The organism is Nonomuraea sp. NPDC052129, from assembly GCF_040680095.1.
In the GTDB taxonomy this organism is placed as follows: Bacteria; Actinomycetota; Actinomycetes; order Streptosporangiales; family Streptosporangiaceae; genus Nonomuraea.
Genome location: NZ_JBFAVX010000004.1, coordinates 14,046 through 27,739, shown reverse-complemented (window position 1 = coordinate 27,739; position 13,694 = coordinate 14,046). Strand labels below are relative to the sequence as shown.

Here is a 13,694-nt window from a genome sequence, read left to right as displayed (position 1 = left end):
GCCTGTCGGCGGGGGCCTTCTTCCGGTTGTCAGGCGGTTTCGAAGTCTTGTCAGGCGGTTTCGAAGTCCGTGCACAGCCATTGGACGCCGCGTCGCTCAAGCCGTACGGCGAGTACATGGCTGCGTTCGCCGCAGTGGACGAGGAGGCACATCTCGACCGCGCCGTCCTTGGGCTCCTTCACGTGCGGGCTCCCCACGAACGGCGCTCGTTTCGTCTCGATCATCCGCCCCGCCTTGACGAGTTCGCGGTAGGCCCTGTCGGTGAGCCGGTCGGCGACGCTCTCGGGCGGCCGCCGCCCCGAGAGCACCTCGGCCAGTGCCTGCCCGAGCAGCCGCAGCTTGCGCTCATCGGGACCGACTCCCGGCGGTCCCCACACGAGCGGGTCGGAAACGGCGAGGTGTGGAAGGGATGACATGGGGCCTCCGATGTCATAGGGGGAGAGGGACAGTACAAGGAGTTTCCGGCCCGGCCCTCGAATACATCGCCCACCAACTTTCCGGCTCAGCCCACCGATTCGAGGTGATTGGCGAGAAAGATCGCCGGAAGTTGGAGTGGTGCCGAGCGGTGCTTTCTGGGATTTCGGTCCTCGTCAGCCGCCAATGGGCCGTCCCCAACGAATTCGGGCGGCCTCTATCGTCGGAGCCGCTGACGTCGATTCTGGTGTCGCGGTCCGTAATCCATCTGCGGCACTGTGTGGCAGTCAACGGCCAAACGTGCGGAGATGATCAGTATGTCGGGGACGGCTGCTAGGTTGCGGTGGCATGGTGAAGTCCTCCCGACAGAAGCCGCCGTGCCTTTATGTGATCGATGAAGATTTCGTCCTGCCCGATCGGGGTGACGAGCAGGAAGGGGCGCCTGAGTCCGCGGTTCCCGCTGGTGATCCGGACGAGGCAGTGCGGCTCTTCCACTCCTACCGGCGGCTGATGGCGCAGATCCTCGGCTACGAGGAGGAACTCCCCGAGCCCGCGAGTGAGGAGGACCTTGCCGCGGTGGAGGACAGATTCGGCGTTGTGCTGCCTCCGGACCTCCGCGCGCTGTACGGCATCGCCGACGGTGACGGCGACCTGATCAATGCGCTGTTCGACCGGCACCCGTGGCTCCCCCTCGCCGAGATCGGCGACCAGGATGACGAGTGGCTCGACATCGCGCAGGAATGGCAGTACGAGCCCTGGCGCCGGACGGTGTTCGATGCTCAGCCCCCGAACGCCGTCCTGAGGTCGTCGCTGCGTCCGGGCTGGATCCGGTTCGCCTTCGACACCGGCGGCAACTGGCTCGCCGTGGACATGGATCCCGGGCCGAACGGTCGCCCGGGGCAGGTCATCTCGGTCGGAGTCGACTACACGACAGAGCCGACGTACATCGCCGACTCGGTGACCACGTTCCTGCGCCGTCTGGTGGAAGCTCTGGAACGCGGTGACTACCGCCGTCACGACGAGAGCCTGTGGATCGACGCGGACCTGCCGCAGCTGCCCGTCGAGCATGCCACGTACAGCGAGGACCGGCCCTCCCTGGCGCGGGCCATGCGGGCCGGTCCACGGGTGCAGGAGGTCCGGGTGGTCGACGTAGAGGATTGCGCGTTCCTCGCCGCGGTGCCCGAGGTGCGTTCGCTGGCGCTGTCGAGCAAGGGTTCGCCCGATCTGACCCCACTCGGTGACCGTCCGGTGGAGTATCTGGAGCTCGATGTGGAGTCGGCCGACCTGACGGCGCCGGCCCGAAACCGGGAGTTGCGTTCGCTGTCGATCACCTGCGTGCGACCCGTCGAACTGGCTCCACTCCGTACGGTGCCGAACCTGTGGGCGCTGGACATCGCGGCGGCGCCCGTCGCCGACATCGCCACGGTGACCCAGCTGAAGGGATTGCGGTACCTGGAGGTGACCCAGGACCAATGGCGGGAGCTGTCGGAACTCGATGACCTGCCGCCGCTGGCCGTCGTCGGTATCCACCCCCACCGCCCCGAACGCGACTGGCCGAGCTCAACGGACTGGGTCACCAGTTATGACGATCCGCCCAGGAGCTAAGAGGGCGGCTCACCCGAGTCGACGTCTGGTTCGGGCTCGCGGCCCGGGGTCATGATGTTCAGTTTGCGGATGAGGAAGCTGAACACCACGTAATAGACCACTCCATAGATCACCCCGAGCAGGAGGATGCCCGGCAGGTTGTGGGTGTTCGCCTTACTGGCGTTCAGCAGCAGGTCCAGCAATCCCGCCGAGAAGCCGAAGCCGAGCTGCCCGCCGATGAGTGTGGTGAGCGCCATCGCCAGTCCGGTCAGCACAGCGTGTACGGCCAGCAGCACCGGCGCCACGAAGATGAACGCGAACTCGATCGGCTCGGTGATCCCGGTGACGAACGACGCCAGCCCGGCCGACAGCATGATGCCGCCCACGGCCGCCCGCCGGTGCGGGGGCGCGGCCCGCCACATGGCCAGCGCGGCGGCCGGCAGCGCGAACATCATGATCGGAAAGAACCCGGCCATGAACTGGCCGGAGTGCGGGGCGCCGCCGAAGTAGCAGTTCCAGTCGCCGCCGAGGACCTGGCCGCCGACCTCGCACTGCGGCACCACGTACCAGACGATCGAGTTGACGAAGTGGTGCAGGCCGAGCGGGATCAGCAGCCGGTTGATCAGGCCGTAGATGCCGGTGCCCAGCGGTCCGAGCGTGGTCAGGGCCTCGCCCGCGTGGCCGATCCACTCGCCGAGAATCGGCCACACCCAGCCGATGAGCACGCCGAGCAGCAGCGCCACGATCGAGGTGATGATGGGCACGAACCGGCGCCCGCCGAAGAAGGCCAGCCAGGACGGCAGCTTGATCCGGTGGAAGCGCTGCCACAGCACGGCGGTGACCAGCCCGATCATGATGCCGCCGAGCACCTGGGTGGGGTTCTGCATGCCGTAGTTGATGATCTCCTTGATGCTGCCCTGGGGCTGGACCGCTTTGATCAGGACCGTGTCCCTGATCGCCGAGCCGAAGAACATCACCTTGGTCACGCGGTCGAACACCAGGTAGCCGACCACCGCGGCGAGCGCGGTCGAGCCGTCGGACTTGCGGGCGAACCCGATCGCCACCCCCACCGCGAACAGCAGCGGCAGGTTCTCGAACAGCGCCGCACCGGCGGCTGCCAGCACCTCGGCGACCTGGTTCATCCAGCCGAAGCCGGCCACGTCGGCCAGGCCGCCCGGCTCGGCGCCGTTGGAGCCGAGCATGTCGGGCTGGCCGAAGCGGAGCAGCAGCGCGGCCGCGGGCAGGGCGGCGATGGGCAGCATGAGCGAGCGGCCCAGGCGCTGGAGCACGTTCATCACGCGTGAGAACGGCGAAGGCCTGGCGGCGGTGGTCTCGTTCACCGGGCGTTCCTCCGGGTCGGGCCCTCAGCCCCGTCTGGTGGGCATTTCCAGAATGGTGCGCAGCTGGTAGCGGTCCGCGCGATAGGTGGACACGCCCAGCTCCGCGCAGATGCCGCCGGAGAAGGATCTGCGCTGCAACAGTAGTACGGCCCCGCCCCGGGGGAGCTTGAGCAGGTCGGCGTCGCTCGGATCGGCGATGCCCCCGTCGATGGTCAGCTCGCCGGCGTCCATGACCAGCCCGTAGCGGCTCTCCAGCAGCTCGTAGAGCGACCTGCCCGACAGGTCGTGCTCGGCCAGGTCGGGCGCGAACTTGACCGGGATGTGCGCGCGCTCGATGGACAGCGGTTCGCCGTCGGCGGTGCGCAGCCGCTCGATGAAGTGCACTTCCTCGCCCGGCTGGATGCCCAGCTCCTTGGCCAGGTGGGCGCTGGCGCGTACGACCCGCCGGTCGAGGTCGCGCGAGCCCGGTTCCATGCCGCGCGCCCGCATGTCATCGCTGAACGAGGTGAGCTGCAGTGCGAGCTCGATCTTGGGTCTGGCCACGAACGTGCCCTTGCCCGGCACCCGGTGCAGGCGGCCCTCGGACACCAGGTGGTCGACCGCCTGCCGGACTGTCATCCTGGAGAGGCCGAAGCGCTGGCACAGCTCGCGCTCCGACGGGATGGCGGCGCCGATGCTCAGCTCGTCGCTGTCGATCAGGTCCAGCAGGATCTCGCGCAGCTGGAAGTACTTGGGCACCGGGCTGTCCGGATCGATGTGCGCCACGGATCCTCCCCTCGATCTGACCTGGGCGATGGGCTATGGTTCGTACTGGTCTAGTCCGGACTAGACCACATGTCGCAAAACAGGGTCAAGTCTGCCCGGTAACGATTTGAGGGATGATGACCACCAAGATGCGCAGCGAGATCGCCGAGCAGCCTGAGGCGCTGCGGGCCACGCTCGATTCCCTGCTCCCCAGGGTCGACGAGGTGAGAGCACTGGGCGAGCGGACCCGCCAGCTCCTGTTCATCGCGCGTGGCACCTCCGACAATGCCGCAGTCTACGGCCGCTACCTGGTCGAAGCCCACGCCGGGCGGCTGGCCGCGCTCGCCGCCCCGTCCGTCGCGACGACGTACAAGCGCAAGCTGGACCTCGACGGCGTGCTGGCCGTCGCCATCTCGCAGTCCGGCCGGACCGAGGAGATCGTCGAGACGCTGACCTGGGCCAAGGACTGTGGCGCCAGTACGGTCGGCGTGACCAACGGCGGCCCGGACAGCCCGCTCGCCCAGGCCGCCGACCTGGCGTTGTGCACGCTGGCGGGTGAGGAGAAGGCGGTCCCCGCCACGAAGACCTACACCACCCAGCTCGCCGCGCTGGCCGTGCTCGCGCTCGGCCTCGGCGCCGACGTGGACGCGGCCGACCTGCAGCGGGTTCCGGACGCGGTTGAGAAGCTGATCGCCGAGCCGGGCGACCTCGACGCGGTCGTCGAGGGCCTGGCCGACAAGCAGGGGGCCGTCGTCTCCGCGCGCGGGCTGGCCTTCTCCACCGCGCTGGAGACCGCGCTCAAGCTCAAGGAGGCGTGCTACCTGCACGCCATGGGCCTGTCGTACGCCGACCTGCTGCACGGGCCGATCGCCGTGGTCGACGCCGACACCCCCGCCCTGCTGGTCGCCGCCGAGAACAGCCCGACGCTGTCCGGTACGGTCGCGCTCGCCGAACGCGTCGTCGCGGCGGGCGCCGCGGCCTTCACCATCGGCGGCGGCCCGGCGCTGGCCCAGGCGGGTACGGCCGCGCTCAACGGCCCCGACCTGCCCGAGTGGGTCGCGCCCATGGGCCTCATCGTGCCGGGGCAGTTGCTCACCGAGGCGCTGGCCCGGAGGCTGGGCATCGACCCCGACGCGCCGCGCGGGCTCAACAAGGTGACCCAGACCGACTGACGTTTAGCCTGGTCGTAACGTTACGAGGAGGACGGATGGCGGCTGATGCCAGCGCGATCATCGCGGGGCTCGGCGGTGCGGGCAACATCATCGACATCGAACCCTGCATCACCCGGTTGCGTACGGAGGTGCGTGACGTCTCCAAGGTCGACCAGGCCGCGCTCAAGGCGGCGGGGGCGCACGGCGTCATGGCCGCGGGCAACGTGGTGCAGGTCGTCGTCGGGCCTGAGGCGGACACGATCGCCAGCGACATCGAGGACATCATCGGCTAGAGGGCGAGACCATGACGACTGTTCTCGCCCCGGTCGAGGGGGTGGCCGTGGGGCTGTCGGCGGTGCCCGACCCGGTGTTCTCCGCGGGCATGGTGGGGCCGGGAACGGCGATCGATCCGGCGCGGGAACCCGGCAAGGCCGTAGCCCCAATATCCGGGAAAATCATGAAATTGCATCCGCATGCCTATGTCATCGTCGGGGATGACGGCAAAGGCGTGCTGGTGCATCTGGGCATCGACACGGTCCAGCTGAAGGGGAAGGGCTTCGAGTTGCTCGCGGCCGAGGGCGACAGGGTCCGCGCGGGCCAGCCCGTGGTGGCCTGGGACCCGGCCGCGATCGAGGCCGGTGGCCGCTCGCCGGTCTGCCCGGTGGTCGCGCTCGACGCGCCCGCCGGTGCGGTGACGGCCATGACGGGCGGGCCCGTGCACGCCGGCGACGAGCTCTTCCTGTGGGACTGAACAGAGCTGTGAGGTAGGTGCCGGGGCCGGGTGGTCCGGACCGGTTGGACAAGGAGGAGTACATGGCCGAGCGCAAGGTCACCGTGGCGGCGGAAGTGGGCCTGCACGCCCGCCCGGCGGCGACATTCGTGCAGACCGCCGTCAAGGCCCCGATGGACATCACCGTGAGCAAGGGGGTGACCGGCCAGCCCGTCAACGGCAAGAGCATCCTGCAGATCCTGGGGCTGGACGTCCGTCAGGGCGAGGACATCGTGATCAAGGCCGAGGGCGAGGGCGCCGACGAGGTGCTCGACGCACTGGCGGCGATCGCCGGGACACCATGAACCTGCGGGGGGCCGGGGTCAGCCCGGGGATCGGGACCGGGCCCGCGTACGTGCTGACCGGGGCCGTCCCCGAACCCCCCGCCGGTTCCACCTACGAGGGTCCGCCGGAGCCGGAGCGCGAACGCGCGGTGGCGGCGCTCGGACAGGTCGCGGGGGAGCTGGAGGCCCGGGGCAACCGGGCCGGTGGCGAGGCCAAGGAGATCCTCAAGGCCCAGGCGCTGATCGCCGAGGACCCCGGGCTGGTGGTGGGGGTCAAGGCCCTGATCGACCAGGGCGTCGCGGCTCCCCGGGCGGTTTACCAAGCTTTCGCGAAATATCGGGACATGCTGGTGAGCGCGGGTGGGTACCTCGGCGAGCGGGTCGCCGACCTGGACGACATCAGGGACCGCGTGATCGCCCGCCTCACGGGCCACCCCTTGCCGGCCCCGCCCCCCGTTCCGGGCACGGGTGAGCCGTATGTGCTGATCGCCGTCGATCTGGCGCCCGCCGACACCGCGTTGCTGTCGAAGGACGCCGTGGCCGCGTTCGTGACCGAGGCGGGCGGGCCGACCAGCCACACCGCGATCCTGTCCAGAGCGATGGGCGTGCCCGCCGTCGTGGCCTGTCCGGGCGCGACGGAGATCCCGGCCGGCACCCGGGTGCTGGTCGACGGCAACACCGGGGAAGTAGGGCTGGAGCCCACCGAGTCCGATATCGCCCGGCACGTCAGCGCGCACGAGGCCAGGCGGCGACGCATGACGACCGGCGGCCCCGGCCGGACCCGGGACGACTTCCGGGTGCAACTGCTGGCCAACATCGGTGGCCCGGACGATCTCGACGCGGCGCTGGCCGCCGGGGCCGAGGGTGTGGGGCTGTACCGGACCGAGTTCCTGTTCCTCGGGCGGACCGAGGCGCCGTCCGTGGCGGAGCAGGAGGCGGCCTACCGGGCGGCGCTGGCCGCGTTTCCCGGCGGAAAGGTGGTGGTGCGGACGCTGGACGCCGGTGCCGACAAACCGCTGGCGTTCCTGCCGTCCGCCGCGCCCGAGCCGAACCCGGCCCTGGGCGAGCGTGGCGTGCGGCTGTTCGAGAGGTTTCCCGAGGTGATGGCCGCCCAGCTGGAAGCGCTGTCCGTGGCGGCGGCGGTGAACCAATCGGGTGCGGTGCGGGCCAGTGCGGCGGCGGCCGAGCTCCACGTGATGGCTCCGATGGTCGCCACGGCCCAGGAGGCCCACTGGTTCGCCGACGCCTGCCACGCCAGGGGGCTGCCGCAGGCGGGCGTGATGATCGAGATCCCGGCGGCGGCGTTGCGGGCGGAGAGCCTGGTCACCGTGGTCGATTTCGTGTCGATCGGGACCAATGACCTGGCCCAGTACGCCTTCGCCGCCGACCGCCACTCCGCCGCGCTGGGCTCGCTGCAGGACCCGTGGCAGCCCGCGCTGCTCGACCTGGTCGCCATGACCGCTACGGCCGCCTCCGACAACGGCAAACCGTGCGGCGTCTGCGGGGAGTCAGCCGCCGATCCGGCGATGGCCTGCGTGCTCGTGGGGCTCGGGGTGTCCACGCTGTCCATGGGGGCCGCGGCGCTGCCCGCCGTACGGACCGGGCTGGGTGCGCACACACTCGACCAGTGCCAGCTCGCCGCGCAGGCCGCGCGGGGAGCGGCTACGGCGGCGCACGCCCGCGCGGCGGCCCGCTCCCACCTGCCGGGCCTCGTCGAACTGGGGCTCTGACCGGACCGGGAGGGCTGGGGCTCCGACAGGACCGGGAGGAAGAGGGCATTTGTCGGCTGTGTGGCTCAGGGGTCCCGCGGCATGGATACCTTTGAGAGCATGTTTCGACGGACAGGCACGGCTGGGCTCCTCGTGATGGCTCTCGCGGCATGCGCCGGGGGTGGTGGCGGCCCGGTGGGTGCGGCTCCGGCGACCCGGCCGGAGGTGGCGCCTCCGTCCACGGTTCAGCAGAGCTCGTCGTCGGCCGGCCAGGGCAGCGGGTTGCCGGGCGTCCTGTCGAAGATGAGCGTGGAGGAGAAGGTCGGCCAGCTGTTCATGCCCGTCCTGTACGGCACGGGCCCCGGCAGCGTGTCGGGCGAGAACCAGGCGAGGTACGGCGCGCAGACCCCGGCCAAGGTGGTCGCCAAATACCACCTCGGCGGCGTGATCCTGTTCCCGGCGAACATCCAGAGTGTCGGCCAGGTCGTCGACCTGACCAACGGGCTGCAGCAGGCGTCGAAGGACGTGCCACTCCTGATCGGCACCGACCAGGAGAACGGCCTGGTCTCCAGGATGGGCGCGCTGATGACCGACTTCCCCGGCGCCTCGGTCATAGGCTCGACCAAGGACACCGCGATCGCCCGGTCCGTGGCCAAGGCCACCGGCGAGGAGCTGCGCGCGGTCGGCGTCAACCTGGACTTCGCCCCGGTCGCCGACGTGAACATCGACCCGAGAAACCCGGTCATCGGCAAGCGCGCCTTCGGCGACCAGCCCGGTGAGGTGGCCAAGATGGTGGCCGCGTCGGTGAAGGGCTTCAACGACGCCAAGGTCGCCGCCACCGCCAAGCACTTCCCCGGCCACGGCGACACCAACATCGACAGCCACACCGGGCTGCCGGTGATCAAGCACACGAAGGAGCAGTGGGAGCGGATCGACGCGCCGCCGTTCAAGGCCGCGATCGCCGCCGGTGTCGACGCCGTGATGAGCGCGCACATCGTCTTCCCCAAGCTCGACCCGTCACGCGACCCCGCGACGCTGTCCAAGCCCATCCTGACCGGACTGCTCCGTAACAAGCTCGGCTTCCAGGGCGTGATCTCCACGGACGCGCTCAACATGGACGGGGTGCGCAAGAAGTACAGCGACGCCGAGATCCCCGTACGGGCCATCCAGGCGGGTGCCGACCTGCTGCTCATGCCGAACAACCTGCCCGTGGCCTACAACGCGGTGCTGGCGGCGGTGAAGTCGGGCAAGATCTCGCAGGAGCGGCTCGACCAGTCGGTGACGCGGCTGCTCAAGCTCAAGCAGGCCCGCGGACTGCTGCCCAAGGCGCCCGTGGCGTCGGCCGCGCAGGCGGCCAAGGTGCTCCGCAGCACGGAGCACCGCAAGGTGGCCGCCCGCGCCGCGCGTTAGTGCGAGCCCTTCAGCCCGCTGGCGATGAACATCGCGGCGAGCAGGGCGAACAGGAACGCCTGCAGGAACTGGATGAACATCTCGAACGCGGTCATCAGTATCGTCATCGCCACGCCGAGGACGCCGATGCCCGCGCCGAGCACGGTGAGCCGCTCGAACAGGAACCAGAAGCCGACCGAGCTGAAGAAGGCCAGCAGGAGATGGCCGGCGAACATGTTCGCGAACAGCCGGATGAAGTGTGTGAACAGCGAGTTGATGAAGGTCTCGGCGAGGATCAGCGGGGCGTAGATGCCGTAGGCCCAGCCGGGTAAGCCCTCCAGGTACACCACGCCCTTCAGGTAGCCGCGCACGCCGTGGTGCTTGACGCCGAGGTAGACCTTGACGACGTACACGCTGATCGCCAGCCCGAGGGGGAAGTCGATGTGCGCGGCGACCGGGAACTGGATGAACGGGACGACGCCCATCAGATTCCAGACCAGCACGGTCAGGAAGATCGTGAGGAGCAGGCCCATCCACCGGTCGGCGTCCTTGCCGAGATTGGGCTTGGCCACCTGTTCGCGGACGAACACGTAGGCGTACTCGCCGAGGTTCTGCCAGCCTCGGGGGACCAGTTTCGGCTTGGCGAAGGCGCCCCAGCACAGGGCGATGACGATGATCGAGGAGAGCAGGGCGAGCAGTGTGGGTTTGGTCAGCCATTCCGGCCCGCCGGGGAGTATCGGGTCGAAGTCGAACAGCTCCGTACCAGGAGCTTTGAACTCATCCGAGGTGATCAGGATCGTCGTCCGCACGGCGGTCCTTCCATGGGGTCAGCTCAATGGAACCTCACCATAGCCAGGGAATTTGGCCGTCTTTTATCCGGGGTTTGTGTGGGTCTGCGGGTGATGTGCGACGCTCAACTACCCTAGAACGGGATTCCAAGGAGGAGCCTTGATCACAGGGGTGCTGATCGACTGGGGTGGCGTGCTCACCACCAGTCTCTCCGTCTCCATCGGCAAGTGGATCGAGGCGGACCGCATCGACGACCGTCACTACCGAGCCGTCATGCGCGAGCTGATCGACCAGGCTTACGGCGGCGAGCAGGAGAGCGTCGTGAACGCGCTGGAGCGCGGGGAGATCGACGGGGCCGCGTTCGAGCGCGACCTGGCCGCCCGGCTGCTGACCGTCGACGGGGTCTCGCCCGAGGCCGAGGGGCTGCTGGAGCGGATGTTCGCGGGCTTCGAGCGGGTCGAGGTGATGTACGACATGCTGCACGACGTCAAGCGCAACGGCGTCAAGACGTGCCTGCTGTCCAACTCCTGGTCCAACGTCTATCCCCGGGACGGCTGGGACGAGCTCTTCGACGCGGTCGTGATCTCCGGAGAGGTCGGCATGCGCAAGCCCGAGCCGCGCATCTTCGAACACGCGCTCGGCCGGGTCGGGCTGCCCGGCGAGGCGTGCGTGTTCATCGACGACATCGAGATCAACATCCTGGCCGCTCGGGGCCTCGGCATGGCGGGCATCCACCACCGCGACGCCGATTCCACCATCGCGGAACTCGAGACTCTGCTCCAACTTCCGTTGCGACGGGCATGATAGAGCCCTTGCACGCTGTGAAAGGTTCGTGATGCGCGTCTATTTGCCGTGCACGCTCCCCGCGCTGGCCCGAGCGGTCGAGGAGGGGGAGCTAGGCCCGGCCCCGCTGACCGGCTACGCGGTGACCCCCGCGCTGACCGAGTGGTATGCCTCGGGTGACACCGAGGAGCTCGAATACGTGGCCCTCACCGAGGCCGCCCGCGCCTCGCTGCGCCGGCTGGCCGCCGACCGCGCCGACGGCGTCGAGGCGGCTTCCCGTCGGGTGGTCGTCGTCGCCGAGGTGCCCGACGGCACGCTCTCGATCGGCTCCGACCTGGAAGAACGGGCCCGAGTACGCGTGACGGCGCCGGTTCCGCTGGGCAAGGTGGCCGCGGTCCACGTCGACGACCTCTACGCGATCCCGGACATCCAGGCCGCGGTCGCCGCCCTCCCCGCCGCCGACGAAGGCGACGACGACGCCCGCTTCACCGTGGACGGCGCCGAGGCGCACGAGCTCATGTGGTTCGCCACGCAGGAGATCCCCGATCTGCTTCAGACACGTTAGGTATACGTTAAATAGCTCACAGTGCCTTGACCATTTCTTGAAACTTCTCGCTAAGGTCCAGACGGATCCCCATCCCGGACTCAAGGAGTCGGTTCCAGTGAAGTTTCGAGTGACGGCCATCGCGGTCGGCGCGGTGGCGGCGGCCCTCCTCACGGTCGCTCCCGCGAGCGCGCAGGCGGCCGGCAGGCATTACTACGATCACAAGGACCCCTACAAGACCGGTTGCGGCAACGCGGCCAAGGTGGTGCGGACCGCCCCGCTCAAGAGCCGCGTCGACACGGTCGGCACGATCCAGCTGTGGTGGTCGGGCAAGTGCAAGACCAACTGGGTCGAGATCAAGACGGCCTCGTCCGCGCACGGCGTCATCAACGTCTACACCGACAAGGGGTCCGACCGGTTCTCCTTCAAGCAGGGCAACGGCGGCCGTCACTGGGGCAACATGATGTACGGCAACAACATGTGCGCCTGGGGCAGTGCCGGCGTCGTGTTCGGCAGCGGTCAAGGTGGCCAGAACGGCTCCGGCAGCACCACCAAGGCATGCGGGTAGCCACGCGTCTGTAACGCGGGCCTGCCCCGCAGTCACGGGTGAAGCCGCGGCCGACCGGCCGCGGCCTCGCTGTCCAGCCTTCACCGGGATGTCACACCCGCCGGTTAAACTGATCGTGACATGACAAAGCACATCATCTGGGACTGGAACGGCACGCTGTTCCACGACATCGACGCCGTGGTCGGGGCCACCAACGAGGTCTTCCGGTCGTACGAGTTGCCGCCGCTGACCGCTGACGACTTCCGCGCGGTCTACACCCGGCCCATCTGGGTCGCCTACGAGCGGCTGCTCGGCCGCCCGCTCAACGAGGGCGAGTGGGAGCTGCTCGACAACGGCTTCCACGAGCACTATTTCCGCCTCAGCGTCGCCTGCGGGCTGGCCGCCGACGCCGAGCTGTCGCTCACCAGCTGGACGGGCACCCAGTCGCTCTGCTCGATGGCCCCGCACACCCACCTGGTGCCGCTGATCGAGTCCTTCGGCATCACCCGGCACTTCACCAGGGTCGACGGCCTGGTGGGGCTGACCGGGGGCGAGAAGGCCGCGCACCTGACCGCGCACATCGAGGCCATCGAGGTCGAGGCCCGCGAGATCCTGGTGATCGGCGACAGCGTCGACGACGGGCTCGCCGCGAAGCACGTGGGTGCCAGGGCCGTCCTCTACACCGGTGGCATGACGACGCGCGCCGAGCTGGAGGCCACCGGGCTGCCGGTCGTCGACACCCTCGAGCAAGCCCTCACCTATGCCTGAATCCCCCAGCAGGCAGCCCCAGGCGGGCAGATAGCCGTACCCTGGCTGGATCCCCCACAGGAGGTCGCCATCAAACGCCTTGTGCTCTGGAACATCGACCTCACCTTGGTCGACGTCGCGATCGTGACCAGGGACGCCTACGCCGAGGCGTTCCGCGCCGTGACGGGGCGTCCGCTGCTCAAGCTGGCGCCGGCGCGCGGCCGGCCCGACTCCGAGATCGTCTTCGAGACCCTCGCGGTCAACGGCATCGTCACCGAGGACGACACCCTGCCGAGATTCCTGTCCGCGCTGGCGATGGCCTTCGCCGACCGGCGCAAGCGGCTGGCCACCGAGGGCCACGTGATGGCGGGGGCCAAGGAGGCGCTCAAGGCCGTCGCCGGGCTCGACGGCGTGGTCCAGTCGGTGCTCACCGGCACGATCAAGAGCAACGCCGTGCACAAGCTCAAGGCGTTCGGGCTGGACAAGTACGTCGACTTCGAGCTCGGTGGCTACGGCGAGGAGGTCTATCCCAAGGCGACGCTGCTCCAGGTCGCCCAGGGGCGGGCCAAGGCACGCTTCGGCATGCCGTTCACCGCGGCCAACACCGTGGTGATCGGCGACTCGACGCGTGACGTGCAGGCCGCCAAGATCGGCGGGGCGGCGATGATCGGGGTGGCCTCGGGCCGGTCGATGGCGAGCGAGTTGCGCGAGGCCGGGGCCGACCTCGTGCTGCCCGACCTGTCCAACGCCTCGGAGGTGGTGGCCGCGGTCGCGGGCCTCACCACGCCGGTCGACCGCAGACCGGTCAGCCCCTGACCTGACTACCAGGCCGCACGTCAGCCAGGCCGCACGTCAGCCAGGCCGCACGTCAGCCAGGTTGCGCATCAGCCAGGTTGCGCA

At 69.2% G+C, this 13,694-nt stretch carries 16 protein-coding genes; 12 read left to right on the top strand and 4 right to left on the bottom strand.

Annotated features, from left to right (window positions below; genetic code table 11):
• Positions 1 to 50: 50 nt before the first annotated feature.
• Complete coding sequence (locus AB0L53_RS11440) at positions 51 to 416, bottom strand: Rv3235 family protein (protein WP_363992840.1); 366 nt, start codon at positions 414 to 416, stop codon at positions 51 to 53.
• 385 nt (positions 417 to 801) lie between these two features.
• Here AB0L53_RS11440 and AB0L53_RS11435 point away from each other — a divergent pair, with 385 nt between their 5' ends.
• On the top strand, positions 802 to 2,019 hold the full coding sequence (locus AB0L53_RS11435) for an SMI1/KNR4 family protein (RefSeq protein ID WP_363992839.1): 1,218 nt from the start codon (positions 802 to 804) through the stop codon (positions 2,017 to 2,019).
• On the opposite strand, the gene AB0L53_RS11430 is transcribed toward AB0L53_RS11435, so the two are convergent.
• Together AB0L53_RS11430 and AB0L53_RS11425 are read right to left on the bottom strand one after the other, a co-directional pair.
• The gene (locus tag AB0L53_RS11430; protein WP_363992838.1) at positions 2,016 to 3,338 is read right to left on the bottom strand and encodes a PTS transporter subunit EIIC; all 1,323 of its coding nucleotides are present in this window, start codon (positions 3,336 to 3,338) and stop codon (positions 2,016 to 2,018) included. The two genes, AB0L53_RS11435 and AB0L53_RS11430, sit on opposite strands and share 4 nt — an antisense overlap.
• A gap of 24 nt (positions 3,339 to 3,362) precedes the next feature.
• A complete protein-coding gene (locus tag AB0L53_RS11425; protein WP_363992837.1) occupies positions 3,363 to 4,103 on the bottom strand; it encodes a GntR family transcriptional regulator in 741 nt (246 codons plus the stop codon).
• A 113-nt stretch (positions 4,104 to 4,216) separates the two neighbouring features.
• Between AB0L53_RS11425 and AB0L53_RS11420 the strand changes: the two genes are divergently transcribed.
• The 6 genes from AB0L53_RS11420 to nagZ all read left to right on the top strand — a co-directional run bounded on the left by AB0L53_RS11420 (position 4,217) and on the right by nagZ (position 9,405).
• Positions 4,217 to 5,254: an SIS domain-containing protein gene (locus AB0L53_RS11420; protein WP_363992836.1), complete on the top strand. Its 1,038-nt coding sequence runs from the start codon at positions 4,217 to 4,219 to the stop codon at positions 5,252 to 5,254.
• 8 nt (positions 5,255 to 5,262) lie between these two features.
• Entirely contained in the window at positions 5,263 to 5,526 is a 264-nt protein-coding gene (locus AB0L53_RS11415; RefSeq protein ID WP_263655705.1) for a PTS glucose/sucrose transporter subunit IIB, read from the top strand.
• An 11-nt stretch (positions 5,527 to 5,537) separates the two neighbouring features.
• Entirely contained in the window at positions 5,538 to 5,984 is a 447-nt protein-coding gene (locus AB0L53_RS11410) for a PTS glucose transporter subunit IIA (protein ID WP_363992835.1), read from the top strand.
• A 62-nt stretch (positions 5,985 to 6,046) separates the two neighbouring features.
• Positions 6,047 to 6,307 carry an HPr family phosphocarrier protein gene (locus AB0L53_RS11405; RefSeq protein ID WP_357949124.1) on the top strand — a complete coding sequence of 87 codons (261 nt, stop codon included), beginning with the start codon at positions 6,047 to 6,049 and terminating at the stop codon, positions 6,305 to 6,307.
• Positions 6,304 to 8,016 (top strand): phosphoenolpyruvate--protein phosphotransferase, encoded by a 1,713-nt coding sequence (gene ptsP, locus AB0L53_RS11400; protein ID WP_363992834.1) that lies wholly within the window; start codon positions 6,304 to 6,306, stop codon positions 8,014 to 8,016. The genes AB0L53_RS11405 and ptsP overlap by 4 nt, the downstream gene beginning before the upstream one ends.
• 99 nt (positions 8,017 to 8,115) lie before the next feature.
• Complete coding sequence (gene nagZ, locus AB0L53_RS11395; RefSeq protein WP_363992833.1) at positions 8,116 to 9,405, top strand: beta-N-acetylhexosaminidase; 1,290 nt, start codon at positions 8,116 to 8,118, stop codon at positions 9,403 to 9,405.
• On the opposite strand, the gene atpB is transcribed toward nagZ, so the two are convergent.
• Positions 9,402 to 10,193 (bottom strand): F0F1 ATP synthase subunit A, encoded by a 792-nt coding sequence (gene atpB, locus AB0L53_RS11390; protein ID WP_363992832.1) that lies wholly within the window; start codon positions 10,191 to 10,193, stop codon positions 9,402 to 9,404. The two genes, nagZ and atpB, sit on opposite strands and share 4 nt — an antisense overlap.
• Positions 10,194 to 10,332: 139 nt before the next feature.
• On the opposite strand from atpB, the gene AB0L53_RS11385 reads away from it, so the two are divergent.
• The 5 genes from AB0L53_RS11385 (at position 10,333) to AB0L53_RS11365 (ending at position 13,610) form a co-directional block, all read left to right on the top strand.
• Positions 10,333 to 10,977, top strand: coding sequence for an HAD family phosphatase (locus AB0L53_RS11385; protein ID WP_363992831.1), 645 nt, complete (start codon positions 10,333 to 10,335; stop codon positions 10,975 to 10,977).
• A 31-nt stretch (positions 10,978 to 11,008) separates the two neighbouring features.
• Positions 11,009 to 11,521: a hypothetical protein gene (locus AB0L53_RS11380; protein WP_363992830.1), complete on the top strand. Its 513-nt coding sequence runs from the start codon at positions 11,009 to 11,011 to the stop codon at positions 11,519 to 11,521.
• 97 nt (positions 11,522 to 11,618) lie between these two features.
• On the top strand, positions 11,619 to 12,068 hold the full coding sequence (locus AB0L53_RS11375) for a DUF2690 domain-containing protein (RefSeq protein ID WP_363992829.1): 450 nt from the start codon (positions 11,619 to 11,621) through the stop codon (positions 12,066 to 12,068).
• A 120-nt stretch (positions 12,069 to 12,188) separates the two neighbouring features.
• Positions 12,189 to 12,815: an HAD family hydrolase gene (locus AB0L53_RS11370; RefSeq protein WP_363992828.1), complete on the top strand. Its 627-nt coding sequence runs from the start codon at positions 12,189 to 12,191 to the stop codon at positions 12,813 to 12,815.
• A gap of 81 nt (positions 12,816 to 12,896) precedes the next feature.
• A complete protein-coding gene (locus tag AB0L53_RS11365) occupies positions 12,897 to 13,610 on the top strand; it encodes a haloacid dehalogenase-like hydrolase (protein ID WP_357949143.1) in 714 nt (237 codons plus the stop codon).
• Positions 13,611 to 13,694: the final 84 nt, after the last annotated feature.